The organism is Shewanella eurypsychrophilus (assembly GCF_007004545.3).
Lineage (GTDB): Bacteria > Pseudomonadota > Gammaproteobacteria > Enterobacterales > Shewanellaceae > Shewanella > Shewanella eurypsychrophilus.
In genome coordinates this window covers 1,295,446-1,321,887 of sequence record NZ_CP045503.2, presented here as the reverse complement: position 1 = coordinate 1,321,887, position 26,442 = coordinate 1,295,446, and the positions used below count along the sequence as shown (strand labels likewise).

The 26,442-nt window shown below is 43.8% G+C and carries 21 protein-coding genes; 15 read left to right on the top strand and 6 right to left on the bottom strand.

Annotated features, from left to right (window positions below; genetic code table 11):
* Window positions 1-76 precede the first annotated feature (76 nt).
* Window positions 77-1,192: an anhydro-N-acetylmuramic acid kinase gene (locus FM038_RS05510; protein ID WP_142872329.1), complete on the top strand. Its 1,116-nt coding sequence runs from the start codon at window positions 77-79 to the stop codon at window positions 1,190-1,192.
* Window positions 1,193-1,255: 63 nt separating this feature from the next.
* Here the strand turns inward: FM038_RS05510 and FM038_RS05505 are convergent, their stop codons facing one another.
* On the bottom strand, window positions 1,256-3,406 hold the full coding sequence (locus FM038_RS05505; protein WP_142872328.1) for a winged helix-turn-helix domain-containing protein: 2,151 nt from the start codon (window positions 3,404-3,406) through the stop codon (window positions 1,256-1,258).
* Between the two features lie 360 nt (window positions 3,407-3,766).
* Between FM038_RS05505 and FM038_RS05500 the strand changes: the two genes are divergently transcribed.
* From FM038_RS05500 to FM038_RS05475, 6 genes are all read left to right on the top strand, one after another.
* Window positions 3,767-6,535, top strand: coding sequence for a TonB-dependent receptor plug domain-containing protein (locus tag FM038_RS05500; protein ID WP_142872327.1), 2,769 nt, complete (start codon window positions 3,767-3,769; stop codon window positions 6,533-6,535).
* An 87-nt stretch (window positions 6,536-6,622) separates the two neighbouring features.
* Window positions 6,623-9,094 (top strand): alpha/beta hydrolase family protein, encoded by a 2,472-nt coding sequence (locus FM038_RS05495; protein WP_142872326.1) that lies wholly within the window; start codon window positions 6,623-6,625, stop codon window positions 9,092-9,094.
* 125 nt (window positions 9,095-9,219) lie between these two features.
* On the top strand, window positions 9,220-10,632 hold the full coding sequence (locus FM038_RS05490) for an alkaline phosphatase (RefSeq protein ID WP_142872325.1): 1,413 nt from the start codon (window positions 9,220-9,222) through the stop codon (window positions 10,630-10,632).
* A gap of 152 nt (window positions 10,633-10,784) precedes the next feature.
* Entirely contained in the window at window positions 10,785-11,486 is a 702-nt protein-coding gene (aqpZ, locus tag FM038_RS05485; protein WP_142872324.1) for an aquaporin Z, read from the top strand.
* 196 nt (window positions 11,487-11,682) lie between these two features.
* Entirely contained in the window at window positions 11,683-12,054 is a 372-nt protein-coding gene (locus FM038_RS05480; protein WP_142872323.1) for a DUF2750 domain-containing protein, read from the top strand.
* Between the two features lie 212 nt (window positions 12,055-12,266).
* Complete coding sequence (locus FM038_RS05475; RefSeq protein WP_142872942.1) at window positions 12,267-12,671, top strand: hypothetical protein; 405 nt, start codon at window positions 12,267-12,269, stop codon at window positions 12,669-12,671.
* Window positions 12,672-12,756: 85 nt separating this feature from the next.
* Here the strand turns inward: FM038_RS05475 and erpA are convergent, their stop codons facing one another.
* Both erpA and FM038_RS05465 read right to left on the bottom strand, forming a co-directional pair.
* Window positions 12,757-13,131: an iron-sulfur cluster insertion protein ErpA gene (gene erpA / locus FM038_RS05470; protein ID WP_142872322.1), complete on the bottom strand. Its 375-nt coding sequence runs from the start codon at window positions 13,129-13,131 to the stop codon at window positions 12,757-12,759.
* Between the two features lie 117 nt (window positions 13,132-13,248).
* A complete protein-coding gene (locus FM038_RS05465) occupies window positions 13,249-14,133 on the bottom strand; it encodes a DUF6776 family protein (protein WP_185965760.1) in 885 nt (294 codons plus the stop codon).
* 124 nt (window positions 14,134-14,257) lie between these two features.
* On the opposite strand from FM038_RS05465, the gene FM038_RS05460 reads away from it, so the two are divergent.
* From FM038_RS05460 to hemL, 7 genes are all read left to right on the top strand, one after another.
* A complete protein-coding gene (locus tag FM038_RS05460) occupies window positions 14,258-15,928 on the top strand; it encodes a chloride channel protein (protein WP_142872941.1) in 1,671 nt (556 codons plus the stop codon).
* 305 nt (window positions 15,929-16,233) lie between these two features.
* Complete coding sequence (locus tag FM038_RS05455) at window positions 16,234-16,938, top strand: substrate-binding periplasmic protein (RefSeq protein ID WP_142872321.1); 705 nt, start codon at window positions 16,234-16,236, stop codon at window positions 16,936-16,938.
* 388 nt (window positions 16,939-17,326) lie between these two features.
* Window positions 17,327-17,647 (top strand): c-type cytochrome, encoded by a 321-nt coding sequence (locus FM038_RS05450; RefSeq protein ID WP_223293006.1) that lies wholly within the window; start codon window positions 17,327-17,329, stop codon window positions 17,645-17,647.
* A 2-nt stretch (window positions 17,648-17,649) separates the two neighbouring features.
* The gene (locus FM038_RS05445) at window positions 17,650-18,876 is read left to right on the top strand and encodes a sulfite oxidase (RefSeq protein WP_142872320.1); all 1,227 of its coding nucleotides are present in this window, start codon (window positions 17,650-17,652) and stop codon (window positions 18,874-18,876) included.
* Window positions 18,876-19,253, top strand: a complete 378-nt coding sequence (locus FM038_RS05440) for a cytochrome C (protein ID WP_142872319.1) — start codon at window positions 18,876-18,878, stop codon at window positions 19,251-19,253. Before FM038_RS05445 ends, FM038_RS05440 begins: the two co-directional genes overlap by 1 nt.
* A gap of 10 nt (window positions 19,254-19,263) precedes the next feature.
* Window positions 19,264-19,665, top strand: coding sequence for a c-type cytochrome (locus FM038_RS05435; protein ID WP_223293005.1), 402 nt, complete (start codon window positions 19,264-19,266; stop codon window positions 19,663-19,665).
* A 451-nt stretch (window positions 19,666-20,116) separates the two neighbouring features.
* Window positions 20,117-21,406 (top strand): glutamate-1-semialdehyde 2,1-aminomutase, encoded by a 1,290-nt coding sequence (gene hemL, locus FM038_RS05430; RefSeq protein WP_142872318.1) that lies wholly within the window; start codon window positions 20,117-20,119, stop codon window positions 21,404-21,406.
* 206 nt (window positions 21,407-21,612) lie between these two features.
* Here the strand turns inward: hemL and FM038_RS05425 are convergent, their stop codons facing one another.
* On the bottom strand, window positions 21,613-21,813 hold the full coding sequence (locus FM038_RS05425; RefSeq protein ID WP_142872317.1) for a hypothetical protein: 201 nt from the start codon (window positions 21,811-21,813) through the stop codon (window positions 21,613-21,615).
* Between the two features lie 544 nt (window positions 21,814-22,357).
* Here FM038_RS05425 and nhaD point away from each other — a divergent pair.
* On the top strand, window positions 22,358-23,605 hold the full coding sequence (gene nhaD, locus FM038_RS05420; protein ID WP_142872316.1) for a sodium:proton antiporter NhaD: 1,248 nt from the start codon (window positions 22,358-22,360) through the stop codon (window positions 23,603-23,605).
* 82 nt (window positions 23,606-23,687) lie between these two features.
* Here the strand turns inward: nhaD and FM038_RS05415 are convergent, their stop codons facing one another.
* Together FM038_RS05415 and FM038_RS05410 are read right to left on the bottom strand one after the other, a co-directional pair.
* Complete coding sequence (locus tag FM038_RS05415; RefSeq protein WP_142872315.1) at window positions 23,688-24,689, bottom strand: general secretion pathway protein GspB; 1,002 nt, start codon at window positions 24,687-24,689, stop codon at window positions 23,688-23,690.
* Window positions 24,689-26,317: an ExeA family protein gene (locus FM038_RS05410; protein WP_142872314.1), complete on the bottom strand. Its 1,629-nt coding sequence runs from the start codon at window positions 26,315-26,317 to the stop codon at window positions 24,689-24,691. Before FM038_RS05410 ends, FM038_RS05415 begins: the two co-directional genes overlap by 1 nt.
* Window positions 26,318-26,442 lie beyond the last annotated feature (125 nt).

Genomic DNA, 26,442 nt, shown 5'->3' with positions numbered 1-26,442 from the left:
AATCATCATAAGAAGAGCCTAGCTCCCAGTACCTTTATATCCGGGAGCGAATTCAACCGATAATGGAAACAGTCCGATGAGCAAAGATTATTATATTGGTTTAATGTCCGGCACAAGTATGGACGGCGTCGATGCTGTCTTAGTTGACTTCAGCGCACAACAACCAAAACTAATCGCAAAGCATAGCGAAGATATTCCAACCCATACCTTAAATGGCCTACAACGCCTTTGTTTGCCTGGTAATGATGAAATTAACTTATTAGGCCAACTCGACCGCAGTGTTGGGCAACTCTTCGGTACCGCCGTCAATGCTTTACTGGCTAAGGCTGGCATTGAAAAGCAACAAGTGATCGCTGTAGGCAGTCATGGCCAAACCGTTAGACATATGCCAAACCTTGATATGGGTTTTACCCTGCAAATTGGCGATCCAAATTCTATTGCTGTCGCTACCGGTATCGATGTCATTGCTGACTTCAGACGAAAAGATATTGCCTTAGGCGGACAAGGTGCTCCCTTGGTACCGGCATTTCATCAGCAGATGTTTGCAAAAAAAGATACCGCTCGGCTCATTCTCAATATTGGTGGGATTTCCAATATTACCTATCTACCAGCCGACGTCACGACACAGCCTGTAATAGGTTTCGATACAGGACCTGGTAATACATTAATCGATGCCTGGTGCCTACAAACCAATGGGCAAGCTTATGATGAAGATGGTGCCTGGGCAGCCAGTGGCCAAACGGATGTCAAGCTGTTGACCCATCTGCTTTCTCATTCGTACTTCTCTCAAGGTTTTCCCAAGAGTACTGGCAGAGAGCTATTCAACCAAGCTTGGCTTGAGCAACAAGTCGCGGCTTTTGGTTACCTTAATCAAGCCGATATTCAGTCCACCTTGCTCGATGTGACCTGCCATAGCATAGCCAAAGATACACTGAGCCTAAGTGAAGAAGGCGAGTTATTCGTATGTGGTGGTGGCGCCTTCAATGGCGAGCTAATGAAACGCCTTGAACAACTTCTGCCTCAATATAAGATCTGTACGACTTCAGCATTAGGTATCGACCCACAATGGGTAGAAGGCATTGCCTTTGCCTGGCTTGCCATGCGATTCCATAAAAAGCTGCCAGGTAATCTGCCTGCTGTAACAGGGGCAAGCAGAGAAGCAATATTAGGCTCCTTCTTCCCTGCGGGATAGACATAGGGAGTATTAAACTAATTAATACTCCCTAGTAGGACCTAGAGCCTTTCCTAAGTCCTATTATTGCAGTAGCTTATGCTTCAACATGATCACATCACGCTTTGAATATTCAGACAGTGTCATCAAGAGTCGCCTCTTACTGGGAATGTAACTCATCGCGCCATAAGATGTGAGACTACGGGAAGGCAGCTTTAATATAGGCGTGGTTAAGTCAGTATTAAAACTCCAGAAGTTAATCAACTGGTAGCCTGAATGTAACTCCCTGAAGTAAACCCCCTTATCACTCAATGCCCAATTATAATCCTCATCAAACACATCCGATGATATCAATATCTTCATTTTCTCGGGCTGATTAAGATCCATCAACCACAAACCTGATTCATAGATTTTGGTAAAAATCATCTGGGAATTATTAAGTACCTTAGCGAGCCTGACCTCGACTGGGGTGACTACCTTTGGACTATTGTTTGTCAATGAAAAAGCCAGTAAGCCATCATGGGTGGATGACAATACATGCTTATCATCAAAGTCCCAACTCGGTCTGCGATGATCTAGGTAGCCTGATGCCAAGATGCTTATTCCGCCAGTTGCCAGCTCCAGAATATGGATTTTATTCCCTTCATTTTTATCATCGGGAGCGAGAAATGCGAGTTTAGTTCCATCATGAGACCAACTTGGGTATGCCACTCGCCTTTTCAGATCTGTGTGCTGTTTCCTATTTCTACCTTCAATATCTGTACTCCATATCTCATTATGGCCAGTCTCATTCGATACATAGACGATGCGCTTGGTAACGCTTGAGTAATCGGGGTTTCGGTAGCTAAACTCAGAGTTAGACAGCGGGAATATAGTTGTCGGTATAGCTTGGTCTAGTTCAAGGTAGGCAACTTTAAAATCTTTAATATACTTAGAAAAGACTAGCTCATTAGTGTGAGGAACGAATTTGGGATAGCTAAACCCTACCACTGACAAATCAGTGATCTTCTTACTGTTAATATCCACTAAATAGCCTGCTCTAACGCCTGAGTTTTCTGTGCTGAAAACAAGCTTATGACTATCCGGATGCCAACTGAGCCCACGTATATCTTCAAGCCCCTGAGTAATTCGAAACTCTTCTCCTGACGCTCTGTTACGTATAAAGATATCTTCTGAAATATTGCCAAAGCGTCTCGAAATTGCAATCCAATCACCATCAGGACTAAATGCGATATCACGATCTCGATAGTCACACTCATTGTCGCAAGAGAGTCTGACCGGCTGAGTATCTCCTGAGAGGTGTAGCTCATACAGTCCACTTTGCTGGGCGAGTGGATCTTTCCATATATAAATGATTGAGCTGCCATCAGGCGAGATATCTAACGCCGAGGCATCCGATAAGCATGGTGCAAGTCGAACAACCTGCTGACTATCAAGCATTAATTGTGATAAGTGACATACTCCACTGCTACGATCTTCACTGGGATAAAGCAGCGACTTGCCATCTAGTGTCCAAATTGCTCTTATCTCTCGAGTCTGATTAGACGTTAATCGTTTCGGCGTATCAGTTAGCGTGTGTAGATCTTTAAGATATAGGTTTGACCTCTTACCATATACTAGCCAACGTCCATCTGGAGAAACGGCTGGATATAGCTCCGCACCAGAGGCTATTGTTAGCCTGGTTTGTTCGGTTTGAATCAAATGTTTACTGTCTTGATAAAGGTGAAATAACAAACCTGCAACCACGACAATGAGGAATAAAGCAAAACTCAATAAGCCTCTGTGTAACTTATCACTTAACTCCTTCACTTTAGCCTGCTCGACTTCTAACACTTCAGGCCTAGACACTAAATCAGCCTTAGAAAATTCTGGCTCAATCAACAGTCTATAACCCGCTTTTCTGACGGTCTCAATGGCTTGCGCCTTAGGTTCAGCCAGCGGAGTTAAGTGCTTTCTCAGATGCCAAATAGCATTGGTTAATGCCTTAGTCCCGACATAGATATTTCCTTCCCAAATATTGTCTATCAACTCTTCCCGAGTCACCACATTAGGGTATTGCCTGGCAAGGTAACTCAACAGCTCGATAAATTTAGGTTGTAAAGAGATTTTCTCATTGGGCAGGTCTTGGCTCACCTCAGTGTTAGCAGAACAGTTTTTGAAATCTAGACTATTATCGCTTGGCGTGACCACGCAACCAGCCAAAGTAAATACAGCCTCTTTTTTAATCTCTATCATGCTCCCCCCCAAAAAAATAAACCAATCTTATTGCCTGACTTTTTATCATTCACCTATCGAGGGTGTTTATCTTCGGCACCAAACAGTTTACAGGTTACCAACATATGAACACAAGCAGGTTAGACACATAAAAAAGCACCGTAAGAGATTAATAACAAAAAGAATAGATATTAAATAGATGTATAAACAACATATAAACGACACGTAAGTGATTGCTCAATACAAACATTTTATTTACAAATGGATGCAGCTGACATCTTTCGAGATTGTGCATTGCTAATCGACAGCATCACCCCTAAAAAAAACTAGGTTCTAATCTCATTGGCCCTAGTTAATTATAAGAACAAGGACTGGAATCAGATGAAAAACCAGATGAAATTTTCCGCTTTGACATTGGCCATGACTATGGCAGCGCTAACAACGTCATCGCTACAAGCTGCAGAACAAACAGCTGGCAAAGACGCTAATAATGAAGAGATTGAAAAAATAGCAGTAACAGGTTCACGCATTAAGCGCGCCGACTTTGAAGGTGTAGCACCTGTCACAGTGATCACTGCAGATGATATTGAAAACAGCGGCTTATCTTCTATTGCCGAGGTGCTGCAATCATCAGTCGCTAATAACGGTGGTTCGCTAAACGGCGAAAGTGATGGTTTCACCGATAGCGCTAGCTCAGTTAACCTACGTGGAATGGGCGCCAACAGAACTTTAGTACTGATTAATGGCCGTCGCCAAGCTTCATTCCCATCGGCAGCAGGCGGCACCTCAAACTTTGTTGATGTCTCTGATATTCCAACTGCCGCAGTTGAGCGCATCGAAATCTTAACCGGTGGCGCATCGGCAATTTACGGTTCAGATGCCGTCGGCGGTGTGGTTAACATTATCCTTAAGAAACAATATGACGGCGCCAAGGTAGAAGCTAAATATTCAGATACTACCCAAGGTGGTGGCGAGCAGTTTGATCTCTCTTACCTTCAGGGCATCGACACTGAAAACAGTCAAACCCTAATCATGCTTGAGTACCGTCAGGTGGAAGCGATTCAAACGTACCAGCGTGATGGCCTATACAGCCCATCGTATTATGAAGATGAAGATGGCGATACACGTTGGGGAGCGGGCCCATATGGTGACTCTGGAGCATCAAGCTGGGCATCTTGGGTGAGAGATTACTCAAAGGTTTATACCGATGACAAGTACAGCCCTGTCGATGAAGCTCAGTGTACTAACCTATTCGGTGATAAAGGCATATATGTAGAAGCGGGTACTTATGATTGTTACTACGATAAGTATGCCGACCGTGGTCTACAGTCAGAATATGACAGAGTAAACCTAGTCGTTAACAGCACTTACGATCTTAATGATGATTGGCAGCTGTACGGCATGCTAAATGCGTCCTACAAAGAGACCACTAAGTATAAAGATGAGAAAGGTTTTGGGGATTACTTCTACCAAGATGAGATCACAGGCGCATACAGCTACGATAAGTATGAATTTGAAGATTCCAATAAATTCCAGATGCGCCGTCGTATGGAAGAGTACCCTGGACCACGTACCTATGATACTCAAAACACTAAAGCCTCTCTCGCCTTTGGCGCTAACGGTACCATTGGTGATTACGAGCTAGATGTCTCTTGGTCTAGTGGTTATGCATTGTATGAGAAACAGAACCATCATATGGTCAGCGCCGACGCCCTGCTTGGCATGATAACGTTCGATCCAAATGACACTGATGCTTCAAAATGGTATCCAAACAACAAGCTAACTACCGAGCAAGCTGAAGCGCTTATTGGTGACTCAACCAAGAAGTCAGACTCAAGCATGCACCAGCTACAAGCTGTCTTTACCGGTGACTTGATGGAGTTAGATGCGGGTACTGTCGGTTTCGCAACCACTGCCGAATGGGCACGCGAAAGCTATGAAGATACCTTAGATGAAACCACCATGAGCGGCGGCTTTATCGGTATGGGTGGTACAGGTGGTAAGGGTGACCGTGATCGTGTCGCTGTTGCTGGCGAATTACAGGTGCCACTACTTGCTGACATCACAGGTGTTAAGTCATTAGATCTTTCTGCTGCACTTCGTTATGACCAATACTTAGATGATTCGGATGTAGGCGGAGCAACTACGCCTCAGATTGGCCTAAGTTACCGCCCAATTGATGAGGTAATGGTACGTGCTAACTGGGGTAAGAGTTTTAGAGCACCCGATATGCATCGCCTCTATTCTGGATTAACAAGAAGCTTTGGTGGTACAGAGTATCCACACCCAACTATTCCAGATGAGATCTATGAAGATAGCTATGACGGCTTTAACTCAGGCAATCTTAAACTTACTGAAGAAGAGGGCGAATTCTGGAACTTAGGTCTAGTTGCAAATATCACAGATAATGCCGACCTGACTGTCGATTGGTGGAATATCGAACTTGAAGGCGCGGTTAAGACTATCTCAACTGACGAGATGCTAGAAGACCCAAGCTATAACAAGGATGGTCAATATACCGATTGCTCAACAATGCCAGAAGTGGGTTACCTAACTGAATTTGATGACGATGGTATTCAAAATATCGCCTGTATGCGCAAAGGCCCGATCAATAGTGCCTATGAAGCATCGGAAGGTATCGATGCCAGCTTTAACTACCAGTTCCCAGAAACCGCTGCTGGTGAGTTTAAGTTCAAGCTTTCAGCCTCTTACCTACTTAAGAAAGAGTATCAAGAGAAGGTAGGCGATGCCATTGAAGAGCAAACTGAGACTGATTACTTCCCTAAATGGAAAAGTAATGCCAGCCTAAGTTGGAACTATGAAGACTTCCGCGCAACGATCACCTACTACTACACAGGTGAAGCTGTAGGTACCGATCTGTTCGAATACGAGAATGCAGATGGTGACGATGTAGAGTCGATTGAAACTGATACCTTAGATGCATATCAGACAATTAACATCACTCTCTCTTACTCAGCACCATGGGACGGTAAGTTCACTGCAGGTGTTAAAAACCTAACCGATGAGATGCCGCCACTTTACGATATACGTAATGACGAGCACAACGACTGGCCATACTATGAGGACGATAACAGCAGCTACTCTGCAAAGGGTCGTAGCCTGTTCTTCGGATATTCACAAAAGTTCTAACGCTTAGTTCCATCTTAGATATAGCGCCCAGCATTGGGCGCTATTCTTGCCAATCACCATTACTCCACTTTATATCAGGAGATAAGAATGTCTCGCATCCCCATCTTTATGTTTGCCCTGATAGCTTTAGTCAGTCCTATTAGTTACGCCGATGAATATCAAGTACCGAGTCAGGCACTACAAGAAGTCGTCAATCAAAATAAAAAAGTAAGCACTCGCTTATCTACAAACAAACAATGGTTGGCAATACTTACCCCAAAGACCCATGTAAAAATCCAATCTTTATCCAAAACAGAATTAAAGCTTGCTGGTCTCAGATTATCTCCTGAGCAATTGCTTCCGAGTCGAATCAAGTCACAATATATCGGCATAGAATTAATCGACCTCGGTAAACTTAACAGCTCAACCACACCGACAAAGCAGCGCGTCAACTTAGCAACAAGTCGAGTCGCTAAAGTTGAGTTCTCCCCCAATAGCCGCTTCATTAGTTATATCGGACTCTCAGATAAAGGTGCCGACCTATATGTGTACGATATCGAAAAGCAGTTGACTCAAAAGCTCAATAAAACGCGATTAAATGCGAGCTTAGGCCTTAAGTATCGATGGCTCTATAACAGTCAGGCAATTTTAACTAGCATAGCGTCAGTAAATACTCACCCTCTTGATGCAGCGAGTAACATTGGGCCTAACATCAGTAAAACCGGTAGCCAAAAAGCACCTAGACGTACTTATCAAGATCTTTTAAAGAATACTCAGGATGATCAGATATTCAGCCAACTGACTCAAAGCCAGCTAACTCTGCTACGCCTCGATGGTGATAGTCAATTAATCGGTCAAGCCGATATCAACATTAGCTATCAATTGTCTCCCAATGACGAATACATTGTCGTAAAGCGCATCTCTCCGCCCTTTTCACATATGGTGAAATACTATGATTTTGCCCAGACGGTTGAGCTATTTGATATCTCAGGAACACGTCTAAAAACCTTGGCACAACTAGAGAGCAGTGAATACCGACCCTCTGGCAATGACTCAGTCAGAAAAGGTCCTAGGCTAATACATTGGCGCTCAGATAAGCCCGATACGTTAGCTTTCGTCAAAGCCTTAGATAAAGGCGATAGTAATGTTAAAGCTAAGTACAGAGATCAACTTTTACAGATAGCAGCCCCATTTACAGCGGAGCCTGAGCAGCTACTGAAAACGCCTTGGCGAATGAGAAAGATCCAATGGGGAGAGAATTCCCTTGGTATGCTCACCGAAAAACACTCAGACAAAAAGCAGATCCGCGTCAGCTTCTTTGATTCGAGCAAGCCTTCAGAACTCAAGCTATGGTATAAGAAAGCCATCCGTGACAGCTATAACGATCCCGGTAGACTTCTATCCCAAAGTGCCAAGATAAACGGGGAGATTTACCCTAAGCTTATCTCGGTTGAAGATAACAGCTTACTTCATTATGGTTTAGGCGCATCGCCTCAGGGTTACCAGCCGTTCTTAAAATCACTGCCTATTAATCTCACCGCAGTAGAAGAGACTATAAAACCCTCAGAGCTACTGTGGCGTTCATCAGATAAGCAACTTGAAACCATTCGCTATATTGTCAGTAGAGAGCCGCTTAAATTCATCATTAATCGACAGAGTAGTAAAAAACCGTCATATCTCGTCTTTATCGATGCTGAAGCTAAAACCGAGCAGGTTTTATATCAAGCCAACAAGGCGCTACCAGCTTACAAAGGGATGACGAGAGAGCTAGTGACTTACAAACGTGCTGATGGGCTAGCGTTATCTGGTAATCTCTACCTGCCTGCAGGCTACAAAAAAGAAGATGGTCCACTGCCAGTCCTAATGTGGGCCTACCCAAGGGAATATAAAAACTCGAAAGTCGCCGCTCAGGTCAACTACTCTGCCAATCAATACAGTTATATCAGCCCCAAGGGACCAGTCCCTTTTGTTGCTAAAGGTTATGCCGTGTTCGATCGGGTTGCTATGCCAATCATAGGTACAGGTAAAGAGAAGCCAAACGACAATTTCAGGACTCAGCTGATCGACAACGCAACAGCGGCAATCGACACGCTAGTCGAGATGGGCGTGGCAGATAAAAATCGAATCGCCATTGGCGGCCACTCTTACGGCGCATTTATGGTGGCTAATCTACTGGCACATTCAGACCTTTTCGCTGCAGGCATTGCCAGAAGCGGCGCTTACAACCGGACCTTAACCCCCTTTGGTTTTCAAAATGAGAAGCGTAATTTTTGGGAGGCACCCAGTCTGTATCAACAAATTTCACCTTTTACCCATGCCGATAAAATTGATGAACCTCTACTCATCATGCATGGGGAGATGGACTCAAATTCAGGCACTTACCCAATGCAGTCAGCCAGGCTATTTAAGGCCATCAGAGGCTTAGGTGGTCAAGCAAGATTGGTGACCTTCCCCTATGAAAGTCATAGCTATAAAGCTGAAGAATCAATCTTACATATGCTGTGGGAGCAGGAGCAATGGTTAGATACCCATGTGAGCCATAAGCTAAGTGCGCCAGAGTCTGCCGTGAGCTTTCACTAATTTAATGGTTAGCTAATTAATCAATACTGGTTATAAATAATGTTAAGCAGACAGCGTATAAGTGCTGTCTGCTTAATGGAATAACACTGAAATCCCAAATAAAACTAATAAAATGGATTATCAACATGAACGTATTTAAGTTCAGCTCTTCCCTGCCCTACTTGTCTGTACTCGGCGTACTGACCTTAGTCAGTTCAAGCCTAAGCCCTGTATTACAGGCCGAAGAGCGTATCTCTATTCCAGATGAAGACCTGCCTAGAAATATCATCTACCTCATCGGTGATGGTATGGGACCGGCCTACACCAGTGCTTATCGCTACTTCTCAGACAGACCAGATACCAAACATGTAGAAGAAACCATTTTTGATCAACTGCTGGTCGGCATGTCCAGTACCTATCCAGATGATGACACCTATGTCACCGATTCTGCAGCGGCGGCAACGGCTTTAGCCACCAGCCACAAGAGTTACAACGGCGCAATTTCTGTCGACCATCAACAAGATAAACTCCCCACTATGATGGAGATGGCAAAAGAGCGAGGAAAAGCCACCGCTATCGTGGTGACCTCTCAAATCAATCATGCCACTCCAGCTAGCTTTTTGGCTCACAATGAAAGCCGCAGAAATTATAATCAAATAGCCGACAGCTATCTCACTAACCTCATCAATGGTCGACCTATTGCCGATCTGATGTTAGGCGGCGGAACCCAATACTTTGTGCGTGAAGATAAAGATCTTACCCAAGAGTTTCAACATTTTGGCTATCAATATATCGATAAGCTGAGTGACCTAAGCAGCATTGACTCATTACCAGCACTCGGTCTTTTTGCACCATCAGGTATGGAGCCCGCACTGGGTAGCCATGATCCCTACAGGTTAACAACAATGACCCAAACGGCATTAAAGCTATTATCTAAGCAAACTGCACCGTTTGTGATGATGGTCGAAGGCAGCCAAATAGACTGGTGTGGCCACAGTAATGACATTGTTTGTGCCATGAATGAGATGGATGATTTTGCTAAAACATTAATCGCTGTAAAACACTATGTCGACACGCACCCTGACACTCTGCTAGTCGCAACGGCAGATCACTCAACGGGGGGATTAACCCTGGGAAGAGAGGGCAAATACAAATGGAAGGGCAAACGGTTAAAACAGGTAAAGATGCTCCCAGAAGATGTCGCCAAGGCCATAGTAAAAACACCCTCGATACTCGATACCCCCAAAAGCTTTTCAGCTTTTTGGTCAAAAACAATCAATATCAGCATGTCAGCTGAGATTCTAGACAGGTTTAGAGTCAGGCTAATGGGTCGACTAAAGTCCCATGAGCCTGCAGACAGGCTTGAAGAACTCATTAAGCAGAAGATAGACAAGCTCACCTATACAGGCTGGACCACAAGTGGTCACAACGGCATTGATGTGCAAATTTTTGCCTACGGTAAAGGTCAACAGCATTTCAACGGGCACTTAGACAACACCAAAATTGCTGCTACCCTCATCGAGATGATCAAGGCAGAGCGGTTTAGACAAGATCAGTAAACAGTAAAAGTTTCACTTTCTATACTTCTGATAAAGCGTAGAGTAGCGTTGAACACATTTTGCTCTACGCGAGTTAACTCATTTTTAGTCATCCTAGGCTAAATGTCTTTAGTTAATACAAAGTATGGGCGGTAAACAAAAGGAACTGTTTAATGAATATGTCTCAAAAAATGGCAGCTGAATTTATCGGTACGCTGTGGCTGGTACTTGGTGGTTGTGGAAGTGCGGTATTAGCCGCAGCCTTTCCTGAAGTCGGTATAGGCCTATTAGGCGTCTCTTTCGCTTTTGGACTCACAGTGTTAACCATGGCATTCGCCATAGGCCACATATCAGGTTGCCATTTAAATCCGGCAGTATCTTTCGGCCTTTGGGCTGGCGGACGCTTCCCAGCTAAAGAACTGGCTCCCTATATTACCGCCCAGGTAGCAGGTGGTATCGCGGGTGCAGCAATTTTATTCCTTATAGCGTCAGGTAATGCCGACTTTAGCTTAGCCGATGGCTTTGCATCAAATGGCTATGGTCAACACTCACCAGGTGGCTATACCATGACATCTGCATTAGTCACTGAAATTGTGATGACGTTATTCTTCCTGCTCATCATATTAGGTGCAACAGATGCCAGAGCACCAAAAGGCTTTGCGCCTATCGCTATCGGACTCGGTTTAACTCTGATTCATTTGATCAGTATTCCAATCACAAATACCTCAGTAAACCCAGCCCGTAGTACCGGGCCGGCACTATTTGTCGGTGACTGGGCAATCTCACAATTATGGCTATTCTGGGTTGCACCCATTGCAGGTGCTATCTTGGCTGGCTTTATCTACAAATTCTTTAACGCAAAAGACAGTGACTAACTGCTTTTATACCCATTGGTATGATGCCGACAGAGAGTCTACTTTGTCGGCATAAACTTCACTTTCCCCCTCCTTGGCTCTTGCTGATAAAAAAGCCTCAAAATACTGGCATCGAAATGGTATGATCCACTCAATTACGTTATCGCTAAGACCTTGGCGCTAACAGATTCAAGTTATATCAAATATGAGAGATACCATGAGCAAAAGTGCCAAAGATGCAAGCCAGATGACTCCCGAAGCTCGCTATGATTATTTTGTAGAGCAAGTAAAGTCAGCAGAGGTAATTTGGACCCTTCAAGATGATGATGGCTGTGTGATGCTGACCACTGAGGAAGAAGATTGCATTCCTATGTGGCCAAGTGAGGAGGCTGCTAAGTCTTGGGCTATCGATGACTGGGCTAACTGTATCCCACTGGAAATTCCAGTATCAGAATGGTTAGAACGTTGGGTGCCTGGCATGCAAGATGATGATCTGTTTGTGGCAGTTTTTCCTGTTCAAGAAGATCTAGGTGTGGTTATTCCTCCTTATGAACTAGAGCAGAGACTCACGCCTAAGCAGCGCCACTAATTTCTATTCGTGCTCATATTCGCGCCCACAGGAGATCAAGCTTGGAAAAGAATACCTCACGTTCTGATAGCACTGACACTAATAGCACTGTCACTAATAGCACTGTCACTAGCAGCGATGGCGTCAATGATGCTAAAAGTGAAAATCAAAGTAGTGACAGTCAAGCTAGTGAAAGTGCACCAGCTGATGCGAGCCAAGCCAGCAATAAAGTATTGAAGCAACCATTGCCTAAAAGACTTGCAGCCTTGTGTGCATTTTTTGCCATCGCATCATTCAGTGGTATTTATGCCCAGCAAGGCGAGCTTTTTTGTATTCTCACCTTAATCATGGTGGTTGCTATTCTAGGGCGCCAACGTACGGCGATGTTTTTCCTACAAGGCTACACAGTGCTACAGCTTGCCTTAGTCAGTATGTTGCCCGTGTTATTGCACGATCCGGATAATTTACTTGTAGGCAAGCCGTCAACTTTTCAGCTCGGTGAGCTACAAGCTAAAGTGCCCGACTTTGTCATTTTCGGTATTATTATTTTACTGGCTATCGTACAAGTTTGGATAGCATTTACGCCTAAGGTAAAAGCTTACTTTAACACTAAGATCAATATGAATATCATGAGTTAAGGTGCTAGGTGCTAAAAAATATCAAATAAAAAAGCCAGTTGCATTGCAACTGGCTTTTTTAAAATCATTTTTATCAGCAAAGTGCTTATACTGAGAAGCTTGCACCACATCCACAGGTTGTCGTTGCGTTAGGGTTTCTAACAAAAAAACGCGAACCTTCTAATCCAGATGTATAGTCAACCTCTCCACCAACAAGATATTGTAAGCTCATCGGATCGACAACCAGCTGTACTCCCTGCTTCTCTACCGTGAAGTCACCTTCATTAACTTTCTCATCGAAAGTGAAGCCATACTGAAAACCAGAACACCCACCACCAGTCACATAGACTCGCAGCTTCAATGCATCATTTTCTTCTTCATCTAAAAGCGTTTTTACTTTTGAAGCAGCCGCATCGGTAAATTGGATAGGCAAAGCATCGTCAGCTTGCTCTACCGCTTGTTCGGCAGTTTGTTCAGTCATGAAGTACCTCTACATCTAATTACTAAGCGGGATTATCCAATACCTGACTATTTTGTTCAAGTAATAACCCAAGCTCATTTCGATTATATATTGGTATAATAACACCTGCTCGGGTTATCACCGAACAGGCTTATCTATTTTGCTACCTTCATCACCTAGCTTAGGTGCTTCACTTTCAACCACCGTTTCTGGCTGCATGCCATTGTGCGTAACATCAACGGGGGCTATTTCAGCACTAAGCTTAGTGGAAGGAACAGGCTTAGGCTCGACGCTAGACTCGCTAATTACTGGCAATAATTCATCGGCAGAGAATTCTATTTCAATCTGTGAGCCTTTAGTCCAGCGACTAGAGGGGACGATGACTTTTGCAATTACGTGTGAAAATATAAAGTTGTCAGGCAAGGTGATCTCTGTTTCTAACACCTGAAAATACCTAAATTTAAAATCTAACTGTTTGATATCTGTCAGCTGACTAAGGCTAAAATTAACCGCTTCGCCGTCTTGCACTCCAATGAAAGTCAATTCAGCACGTCCTTTTAACGACTGTTTACGTTTCTGAAGTTGAGTCAGGATAAGTTTGAGGCGATATTTATTAGCTAATAAACTTGGCGATAATTCAAGCCCATGAATAGCGACACCATCGGCAATCGTTTCTGGCGCCATGATACTGCGATAAAATGCTAACTCTTTTACAAGCTTCTTCTCTTTTACATTCTGCTCAGAAAACAGCGTCTGCATCTTACTATTTGTTTCTATCGCGAGTGCCAGCTCTAAATTTCTAGATGCCAATGTTTGAGTCTGAATATTAAGCTGTTGAGTCAATTTATCTAACACTTGTGTGTTATTGTTTACTGTCGGGGGATTTTGTTCATTCCATACGCTGTAGCTGACTAGGCCTAAAACAAAAGCCACGACAACAAGTAGCAATAAATAAACACTTGATGGCCGGATTTGTCGTTCAAGCACTTGCATGCGATCAATCCAACGATGATAATTTGCCATTAACTAACAACCTCTTAAATCATTACTGTGTAAATTAGCCTCACCGCCGAATGATGGCAGGCAATGGAATACCAGGAAGGCTCCGGTGCAAAACAAAATAAAATCAATCTATGCGCGATGCCAGATGTACCTGAGAACAGATCTACAAGATAAGCTATCCCAACCCAAGCTCAGTCTGCAATTGTGCTTATTGGCACTATTGTTCGCTCTAATTGCCTCGGGCGTCATTATTCTCTTCAGACTCTTACTTCTCTGGTTGAATAATTATACTCAAACCAGCGAGCTCGATTTTACTGAGATTGTTGACGACTGGCGAGTGCTTTTACCTTTACTCGGTGCAGTTTTAATCTGGCTTGTAGCTAGACTAGGCTCGAAACGTTATAAACGCATGGGAATTGCTTATGTATTACACAGGGTAAAGCTTCACTATGGTAAAATGCCACTTCAGTCGGCTCCCGGTCAATTCTTTCAAGCTCTTTTTGCGTTAGCAAGCAACTTTTCTGTCGGCCGTGAAGGGCCTGCCATACATTTAGGCGCTGTGAGTGCCAGTGTGATGGCAGAAAAATTTAACCTTCCAGATAATAGCGTGCGTATCATGTGCGCGAGTGGAATTGCAGCGGGAATTGCTGCAACATTTAATGCCCCCCTAGCCGCAATATTTTTCGTTTTTGAAGTGATCTTGCGAGAGTATAAACTGCACTATTTTTTCCCGATCATGATATCTGCCATCTGTGGTGCAGTATCTAGCCAAATCTTCTTTGGTAACATTCACGAATACGATCAAATAAACATTATACACATTCCTTTATCCCAGTACCCAATCCTCGCAATCACCGGGATAGTGATTGGCTGTGTTGCTGCTCTGTTCAATTTATCATTGTTGAAAGTCACAGCTAAAGGCCAAAATTGGCCCTTAGCTTACAGATTATTGTTGGCTGGAGTCGTCACGACCATCGTTGGTGTTTTTCTCCCAGAGGCTCTAGGCAGTGGCGACCTTGCTATCGAGCATGCGATTAGTGAAAACCCAGGTTTACTTTTTCTATTTGCACTTTTAATTGGAAAGATTATCGCGACCATTGCCGCCTTGGGACTTGGTATACCAGGCGGTATTATTGGTCCACTATTTGGTATTGGTGCACTGCTTGGTGCGATACTCGCGATAATCAGCGCGACGCTTTTCCCCTCGATTGCGCCTTATATTGGCCTATATACCATCATAGGTATGACGGCTATGATGGGAGTGTGTCTAGGTGCACCACTAGCAGCCTTAATCGCACTGCTGGAACTCACCAATAATGCCTCAATGATCTTACCCGCTATGTTTGTCAGTATTCCTGCGTTTTTAGTCGCACATCAGGGTTTCAATTCTAAGTCACTATTTTATAAACAACTGGAGATTATGGGACTGGACTATAAGGTCTCACCAGTGAAACTGGGCCTGATGAAAACGGGTGTACGCGCCATAATGGACAGACGCTTTGTGATTGTCAGAGACAATGATGACCTATTACTTGAGGTATTAAAACGTGCCGAAGGTCGTTCTGTACTGGCAAGAGATGCCCTAGGTGATATTCAAATGTTACAACTCGAGCTTCAAGTTAGCGATGATGTGAGTACATTAACCAGACACCCCATGCAAGGCCTACCAGATACGGCCACACTCAATGAAGTCTATCAAATCCTATCACGTCATAGGCGCGGGGAGGTCTATATATACCAGGGCAAGCAAGACAAGGTTATCGGTGTGATCAGCTGGGGAGTTCTGCAGAAAGAGATAAATTCAGGCCAGATTTGACGCTAAACACACAATGCCTGTTATCGTTATCACCGACTCACTATAAATGCTCTGAACTAGGGTGAATACTGGCTATCAAGATAATATTTACAAACAATAATAAGCGACTTGAATTCGATAACTCCATTTCTTTTCTGTAAAGTAGCCCATAATAAGAATAAATGAACCTAAGACGGTATAACTTGAAACGAGCAAACATAAGCCACGACTTTAGCTTTTCATCTGTCTTTGCAAGCAATACATGGCTTTGCTGCTTAGTGTTTATTTTTCCCAGCTTAACACTCCCTTTCGTGCAAGCAGAGCCAATGACTACAAGCTCTCCCATCATAGAGATCCGTACCATAGAAATTTTACCCTATGGCATAAAGACAAAAATCAGCCCCAGTGCCTCATCTGAATATATCCCTAGTGGTATCTATTACGATATGGCCAACCTTCTGGCAGAAGAATCAGGCTACCTGCCACATAATGAAATATACCCTTATGCCAGGATTATGCTTGAACTTAAGTCCGGACAAACCGACATGACTATCATGTACAAGTACAAAGAACTTGAAGACTACGTCACTTACATTGCGCCGCTGCCAAGTTTAAAAAATGTTGTCATTGGCTTGCATGGCACAAGTTTTAGCTCTTTCGATAACCTCAAAGGCAAGAAGCTGGCTTACTTAAGAGGCGCTAAGTTTAGTGATGTCATAGACAACGATCCTGCAATTTATCGCTTCGAGACATTCGACTTCATCCAGGCAGTAAAGATGTTAATGGCGGGCCATGTCGATGCAGTCATTGGTCCCATGGATGCGATTCTTAGTGCAGCACTTCAGCTTAATGAAGATATCAACCTGTTTGGTGAGCCGTTCGTGGTATCCCAAAGAACACCTTGGGTGCAGATTTCTAATAAAAGTTTGCATAAATTTTCACCACAAAGACTCAAATCTAGCTATGAAAAAATTATCGAACGGGACGAGTTATCTAAGCTTAGAAGAAAATATTTAGGCTACTCTCAATAACGCCTTTTAAGATACAAACATCAACGAGACTAATTTGTAGCCTTTTGTAGCCATCCATTTAGGCAAGCAGTAACGCTTAATCCCCCTTCTAAAAATGCCTCATTTTTGGCCACCTACTGATATTCAACTCATATTTAAACATTAAGGCATTGTCTTTATAGATGTTTTATAACTTTTTATAACTTTTTACATGCCTTCCATCTCATTTAGCGGTAACTTCGTCGCCTATAGCAAAGTTTCACTAATAACTTTGATCTCGATCAAGCAAGCGCAATCTCTTTTGCTCATCTGTAGATGTAGAAAAGGAATTTGCCAGCTTTCAACCTAACAATTTGAATTTAGTTTCCTAGTTGGAAGTTCAAAGTTTAGGACAATGATGGGTGTGTATATGGGTAATAAACTAAAAAGAATAAGACAGCTTAGCTTCGCACTTCTTTTACCATGTGTCTTAGTCAATTCTGCACTTGCTGCAGATAATGACGCAAGACTCTTGGCAATGTGTCAAGCATGTCATGGCAGTGACGGGAGTAGTCAATTTAGCTCCATCCCGAATCTTAAATGGCAAAACCAGCAATACTTGGTTCAACAATTACAACAATTCAAAACGGGTCAACGCCAAGACAAGACCATGACCAAGGTCGCAAAACTGCTTACCACAGAGCAGATAGAATTAATGGCAACCTATTTCAGCAAGGGTGAGGAAAAATAATAATGACTATCGATAGACGTAAATTTTTAAAAGGCGCGGTAGCAACATCTGTCACTGCAATGCTTCCTCTTAATTGGGCATTTGCTCAAAATCGTCCCGCCGGTATGGCTCCCCTCGATGTGTCGGCAGTGACTTGGTCAAAAGCTGAAGATATTCCATCACACTTTAATGTTCTTAATACCAGTCCATTAAATGCCATGCCTGCAGAACACTTGCTTGCTCCTGCAAAAACACCTGCCGATATTGCCTTTATCCGCTGGAATGGCCAGATGCCAGACTTTGAAAGCATCGACCCTGATACTTGGGAATTTACCGTCGATGGCGAATCAATTGAAACCCCTAAGACTTACACCATCGCCGAGCTCAAAAAGAAATTTAAGACTCACACTCAACAGCTAGTGCTTGAGTGTGGTGGTAACAGCCGCGAAAACTTCTACCCTAACGCCAAAGGTAACCAGTGGAGTAACTCTGCTGTTTTCTGTGCCGAATGGACAGGGGTGCTAGTCAAAGATGTACTGGCCGACTGTGGTGTCAAGAGTGATGCGGTATATACAGCTCATTACGGCGCCGATAAGCACATTAGTGGTAAAGGTGCAGCGATTTCACGCGGCGTGCCGATTGAAGCTGCGATGAGTGAAAATGCCATGATTGCCTGGGGCATGAACGGCGAAAACATTCCATTTATGCATGGCTATCCCCTGCGCATTGTTTTTGGTGGACGCCCAGGTTCAGTGTCTCAGAAATGTGCTACCGGAATGGGAGTTCGCGACCGTGTTCACGATGGTAAGAAGATGGGCGCACCTGCCTATCAAGTACCAAAGAATCCAGTTGCACCAGGTGAGAAGGTCGATAATAAAGACTTTAAGATCATCGAAGAGATGATTGTTAAATCACTTATTACAGCCCCTCAGACTGGCGGTGAGCTCACATTAGGTCAGTCACTGGAAGTCAGCGGCCATGCTTGGGCCGGTACTCGAGACGTAGCCAAAGTTGAAGTCAGTTACGATTACGGTACGACTTGGCAGACAGCTTCTCTGACTAAACCTGTAAACCCTATGGCTTGGCAGCAGTGGAAAATCAATGTAAAACTGCCACAAACGGGTTACTACGAAATTTGGGCTAGAGCCACTGATACCAAAGGTGATACTCAACCTATGGTTCAACCACAGTGGAACCCTAAAGGTTACTTATTCAACGGCTGTCATAGAGTCGCTGTAAGGGTCGTGTAATGAAAAAACGACTAATAGCAGTTACTTTCGCGTTAACTGGTGCTTTATCGCCCGTTAGCGCCGCTGAACAATATCCGATTGACGAAGTGACAGGCCTAATCATGGCCCCTGGCTGGGAGATGGTAAAAGCGCAATGTAACGCCTGTCATACCAGTCATATCATTCCACAAAACCCGGGTAACCGTGAAGTATGGCGTGACACCATACAGTGGATGGTAGACACCCAAGGTTTGTGGGATCTCAATGAAACATGGGATCCGGTGCTTGACTATCTCTCGACCTATTACGACGAAAAAGGCATAGATATGAGCATCTTCAGGCGTAAGCCATTAGAGGAATCTCAGATGCCCCCTATGCCAGTAAAGCAGGAGCTATAAGGTGATGACAATGATGAAAAATTCAATATTGCTATTAGCTAGTTTACTGTTTTCTGCTGCTACGTTAGCTAGTACGTCACAAGACAATGACATATTTAACGCTACACAGGCTGTATCAGAACTTAAACTTGATACTAAAGTGCTTGAGCATCAAGCAGACTTAGCGAGCGGTGAAGCGTTAGCAAACCAACGCTGTATAGCGTGCCATGGTGAAGCCATGTTAAAAATAATGTCGACTTATCCAAACTTAAAAGGTCAAAAATCCGCTTACTTATTCAAGCAGCTTGTTGAGTTCAAACGTGGTGATCGAGTTAACCCTTTAATGCAGGCACAAGCTGGCATGCTTTCAGAAGCTGAAATGAAAGATGTGGCTTACTATTACTCACTGCAAACCCCAGTAAATATAAAGTAATCAAGCTATAAAATTTGATAGGCGGCCCTATCCACAAGCAGCCGCATATCACCTTGCTGCCCAGTTCACCCTGGGCAGACTTTTTATCCCACACAGAATCCCATATTCCACTAGCATCGCGTATCTGCTATATTGCTGCCTTTGTTATTCTAGATATTTTAGCGCTTTTGAAACAGACAATACTCGTCAAATCGCCAACACAAATTGGCAATAAAAGCTGACGATATGGAGTCAGTGGTGTTGAAACTCTGAACTTGATACCAATCGGTATAAGATCACAATAACAGATCAACTTGAAAGCAATTAAGATCAGGCTGATATACTCTAGCTGACACGAATTATTCAGCGCTTTTTTCTTCACAGGAAAGAAGCCAATAAGTTAAACAATGGCTGTAAATTAGTATTCACAACAAGCCAATTTTAATCAGGCGACTGACTTTAAGGATTGATAATGACCCGTTCCGACACTCTTTTTGAACAGGCAAAGAAAACCATCCCAGGTGGTGTGAACTCACCAGTACGTGCTTTCAATGGCGTTGGTGGTTCACCTCGTTTTATCGAAAAAGCCGATGGTGCATACATCTATGACGCTGACGGTAAAGCCTATATCGATTATGTAGGTTCTTGGGGACCGATGATCTTAGGTCATAACCACCCAAAAATCCGCGAAGCAGTACTTGCAGCTGTGGAAAATGGCCTATCTTTCGGTGCGCCAACAGAACTTGAAGTCACGATGGCAGAAAAAGTCATCGAGATGGTTCCTTCAATGGAACAGGTCCGCATGGTGAGCTCAGGTACTGAAGCGACCATGAGTGCAATTCGTCTGGCACGTGGTTTTACTAATCGTGACAAAATTTTGAAATTTGAAGGCTGCTACCACGGCCACGCTGACTGCCTACTAGTAAAAGCTGGTTCAGGTGCGCTAACTTTAGGCCAGCCAAGCTCTCCAGGTATTCCAGAAGATTTTGCTAAGCACACTCTAACTGCAACATACAACGAACTGGAATCAGTCAAGGCGTTGTTCGAGCAGTACCCTGAAGAGATCTCTTGTATCATCCTTGAGCCTGTTGCCGGTAACATGAACTGTATTCCTCCAGTAGATGGTTTCTTGCAAGGCCTTCGTGCAATCTGTGATCAGTACGGTGCATTGATGATTATCGATGAAGTGATGACAGGTTTCCGCGTCTCTAAAGGCGGTGCTCAGGGTCACTATGGCGTGACACCTGACTTAACGACGCTTGGTAAGGTGATCGGTGGCGGTATGCCAGTAGGCGCATTCGGTGGTCGCAAAGATGTGATGCAGTTTATCGCACCTACAGGTCCTGTATATCAAGCGGGTACGCTATCAGGTAACCCTATCGCAATGTCTGCAGGTCTTGCTCAACTGAACGCACTTTGTGAAGACGGCGTCTATGAAGAGCTAGCGGCAAAGACTAAGCGTATCGCAGAAGGCTTTAAGGCCGCTGCGAATAAGCATGGCATTCCAATGGCTATCAACTATGTTGGCGGTATGTTTGGATTTTTCTTCACCGAAGAAGAGAAAGTCACCACGTTTGAGCAAGTCACAAAATGTGATGCTGACAAATTCCCAATCTTCTATCACGGCATGCTTGATGAAGGTATCTACCTTGCTCCAAGCGCGTACGAAGCAGGGTTCCTATCTATGGCCCATGGTGAGAAAGAGCTAGAAGAGACGCTAGCTGCTGTTGATCGTGTGTTTGCTAAGATGGCTGCTAAGTAACTAGTAACTAGTTACTAGTTGAAAGGGTGCTAGCTGCTGTTGAGCGCCCCTTGATGAATAATGGCTAAAATGGCTGCTAAGTAACGAGTTAATGCTTACGACTTGAAAGGATGCTAACAGCATCCTTTTTTATTGCCTGTTTTTTGCCTATACAAGCAGACAATACAAGCAGGCTTGCGTATCTGTAACCCTTGATGAATAACAGGTTAATAGCTATCTCTATTTCTTTTTGATCCCCATGTAGAGCGCAAGATAATCAAGGCTATAACGCCCTGGATCAGCAGCTGGGTATTATCCATAGCAACAGAAGGGTTATCAACCACCCCTAAGCTCACTAGTTGCTTTGCACAGACCACTAACCAAACTAAGGAGCCAAGTAATAATACAGCTCGAACTAAAAATTTCATTATCGACTCTTCTCACTAATTCATCATCATTGGGCATAGAAACACTAGATCTAGTATGACTAAGCTTTAATGGGCACAAGATACTGTTTATTTAGTAGGCGGTCAAGATTTTGACAAGGTCAACTTTCTGTCAAAAGTGCTTTAAACTTCAGTTAGCAACACAGCTTAAAAAACACACTCAATTAAGTCTCTAGAACTACAGATATTTTTTAGGCGAGTCGTAAAACAAGAACGGAAAAAAATTTCACACCTTAAATGCTTTTATTTAAAGATAACTGTCACTCAAACAAAATGAACTAAGTTTAATCAGCCCTTCATTAAGTATTCTTTTTAGGCTTAAACCAGCCATACACGGTTATTAGTCAGCACTTTAAGGTGACGTCAGGCACGAAATAAGCAAAAACGAGATCGAGTTAACACTTGTTTTATTAACATCACTATGGCCTAATCCGCTCGCTTACCACCCCAAGCTTAATCAAACCTTAATTAATGACCTTGTTTGTTTAGCCACAACAAGCAATAAACCCGCTGTAGGAATTGATGTATGCTCAACATATTTCTGATATCCCTTGCCGTTTTAGCGCTATTAAGTATTATTTTCGAAGAGATCACTCATCTTAACAAAGCCAAGACCACGCTATTTTTTGGCTGTGTTTCATGGGTTGTACTATTCATGTCAGCAGGCGATCCTGGCCAGCAGAAAATTGTCGAAGCAGAGCTAAACGAAAACTTACTTGAAATTGCCACTTTATGGCTATTCCTCATGTCGACAATGACCTTTGTCGCATACCTTAATGCAAAAGGTATGATCCAGATTTTAGTGCAGAAACTATTCCCACAACGGGTATCAGTTCGCATGCTGATGATACAGGTCGCACTATTCTCTTTAGTGCTTTCAGCTATCTGTGACAATGTCACAGCCACACTCGTCTCGCTTGGCTTACTGACAACCTTTAAACTCGAAAGCCAAATGCGTCGCCGTATGGCGGTGTTGATTATCTTTGCTGTGAACTCTGGTGGAGTCGCTCTTATCACTGGCGACGTCACCACCTTGATGATTTTCCTTGGTGGTCATGTGCAGATGTCAGAGTTATTGATCCTCTTCTTGCCAGCAGCAGTTAGCGTTATGCTCCTCGCTGTACTGTTTTCACTTAAAGCTGAAGGATATGTCAGCACCACACCGATAAAACGTGATTACCACAAAGTCGATGTGTTGATTGCCGTCATCTTCTTTTCTACCATTATTGCGACCATGGCACTCAATGTGCTATTTGGCATCCCCCCTGTACTGACCTTTCTCACAGGCCTATCGATTATGTTCTTGGTTGGCAATACAAGCCGCAGCGATAAAGAAGAGTTGCAGATCCTCGAATATATTCGTCAGGTTGAATTTGATACCTTGTTATTTTTTCTCGGGATCTTGCTACTTGTGGGCATGCTCAAAGAGATAGGTACCTTAGATTTACTCACCCAAGTCTATGCGCAATTTGACCCCAATATCTCTAACTTCGTCACAGGTATAGGCTCAGCCCTGCTCGATAACGTGCCATTGACTGCTGCACTATTAAAAGCAGAACCTATTCTTAACACCCCTGAGTGGCTAGGGTTAACCTATTCAGTCGGGGTGGGTGGTTCATTATTAGTGATTGGCTCTGCATCAGGCATCATAGCCATGAGCAAGGTCAAAGAGCTGACGTTCGTTAGTTATCTTAGATATGTACCTGCATTACTGCTCTGTTACAGCCTAGGCTATGGTTTAACCCTGTTCCTATCCTATAAGATGTTTGGCTAAGCAGACTCGATAAAAAAAATGGGCGCCGATTGGCGCCCATTTTTTGTCTGCATTAGGCGCCTAGCCCCTAGATTCCTAGATTCTATATTGCCGGCACCTTAAACTGAGTACCTTGAATCGCTAGCACTATATCTCTTGGTCTTATCTCAATGATTTCTAACTTGCCACCTATAGTGTCTCCTTCCTGCAGCTCTGCACCATCGACATTAAGCCAACGATTATTTGGGTCACTGGAATAAACATGGGCATTGATATTGAATTCAGGGATTTGCAACTGAATGCCTGCGGGTAATTGACCATACTTTGGCAGTTCGTCGGGCTTAGGTGTCGGAATTGGGTCGAGCTCGGCTGGAGTCACAGGCCTTGTTAAGGAATTTTTAACCTCAACCTCTTTAAGTGCAGCCTCAAATGCCGCCAATAGGTTATTTTCACTCTTATAGTTTTTCGGGCTATTTTCTAAGCCAACTTCGGCAGCTGCAGCATCGACTTGAAACTTAAGTGAAGCCAACATATCCTGACCTTTTTGATTGGCATTGGCGCCGAGTATTATTGGCTCACTGCTTGGATAACTGCTTGGTTCACTGCCTGGATAACTAGTGGCATTTGATTGGCTATATTGTTCAACCTGACGATTAATAACCTGAGTATTTATCACCTGGTTATTGTTAGGCCTAACAGTTGCAGTAGCGAAAGAAGATGCCTGCACTTGGCGAACCGATTGCGGGCGCTCAGTCGCTAACGGTAAAGTCACCTTCCCGGCCAGTCTCACGCTCTGTACGTTCGCTTCCGCCTCAACAAGCTTTGGGTCATTCACAGCTTGTGTCGTCTGCTCCACATGCAGTGAAACTGCAGCAACCAGCTGCTCAGTGGGCTCTTGATTTGATTCACTGAAAAAGGCACGACTGCCTAACCAAGCGATGACAAGTAAAAGAAAAACAACCAGACTGGCGCACATCAATACTAAAACCCGTTGATTACTCCCAGCAAAGCTATCGTATTGGGCTCTTGGAGTTAACACTGGATCTAACAAACTATCTGACTCTTGTTGCTTAGCTCGTGTCACGGCATCGAGTAAAATCGACATCAGTAATTCCTTTTCCCTTCAACCAATCTCGGACCTTCTGCGCTCAAATAAAGGTTAAGCTGTACTAATGTCTGACTGCCGGCAATAGCATCGGCTCTTAAACCATGTTGACGCTGAAACAGCATCAGCTTGCGCTCTAGTCTTGCATCAAAATTATCGACGAGCCTTGGCGACGAGTTATCTATCTCAGCTAAACTGTTTTCTAACCATTGGATCTGTTCAGCACTTGAGCCCTTGCCAATTTCTCTTGGCTGGCTGCTCGGCTGCTGCCAAAGGATCTCAAACGTGCCACTAAAGTGGCGTGTAAACCAGTCTCTATCAACCCAAAGTTGCTGTTCGTTAAGCTGCAGTAATAACTGTTCACCATGGCGTGAAACTAGCGTGCCATAAAAAGCTTGTTGCTGACTATCGATAAGGTAAACGATAGCTGGAAAATTTAAGCGTATGAGTGAATTCCAGTTTCCCTGTTGTTGGAAACAAGAAAGGCCTTGTTGCTCCGCCGATTGGCACGCAGAGAGTCCAATGTATGGCACCTTATCCCAAAGCCCTAAAATGCTTGCATAGGCGGTATCAATATCACGACTTTGTTTAATCGCCTCATTAAGTACTCTTTGACTCGAACTCGAAACAGCATCGCGATCTTTTTTTACAGGTGACGGCACAAGTTCGCTTTTAGCCGTAGTCGAATTTACTGAGGACGTTAAGGCAAACTCACCTTGTGTTGACCCGTTTGTATTAGTAAATAACATGAAGGCTAATACACCACTTAGCGCGAGCGCAGAAGCCGCAACTATTGGTAATAAATAGCTGCGCTGTTTAATGTCTTCACCTAAGACTTCGGCAGCTGCTGAGTTAACCATTTTACGATCAATCGGCACTTTAGATTGGGCATAGCCTGCCATTAACGCTCGCTCACAGAGCAAGTTAATCAATCTTGGGATCCCACCACTAAATTTATGTAAGGTTTTAATTGCGGCGCGATTAAATAGCGGCTCATGGCGGCCGCCGACTTGAAGTCGATGCTGAACATACAAGCCAACCTCCTCAAGCGTCAGAGGCAATAAATGATATCGCGCAGTAATTCTTTGAGCCAGTTGCCGTAACTCTTGCCTTCTCAACAACTGTTGTAATTCAGGCTGACCAATTAGGATCACCTGCAAGAGTTTCTTAGTATCGGTTTCAAGGTTAGTCAGTAAACGTAACTGCTCGAGTACTTCAGGTCTAAGGTGCTGAGCTTCATCAATGATGAGCACGGTGTTTCGGCCCTTACTATGGTTGGCTAGTAAAAACTGACTCAAAAGGTCTGTCAGTTGCTTTAGACTTGGGTCTTTTTCATAAACAATTTTCAACTCATCACACAGAGTGGCCAGCAGCTCCTGCTCAGTAAGTGATGGATTGAGAATAAACGCCGTATCGGTGTTTTCAGGTAATTGGTTAAGTAAACAACGAGACACAGTGGTTTTACCTGTGCCTACCTCACCGGTTAACAATACAAAGCCACCCGTTTCACCTAATCCATAGGTCAAATGAGCTAATGCTTCACGGTGCCTATCGCTGAGAAATAGATAATGAGGGTTCGGTGCGATAGAGAAAGGGTTATCGCTCAATCCAAAAAACGCCTTGTACATACTGAAATCAATCCTTAACCGGTCATTTTTCGGTTATAAAATACAAAAAACAGTCCAAATTAAAGCTAACCGCCCACCTTGTCAAAAAATGCTTAACAAAAACCAAAAAAATAACCTAAATACCC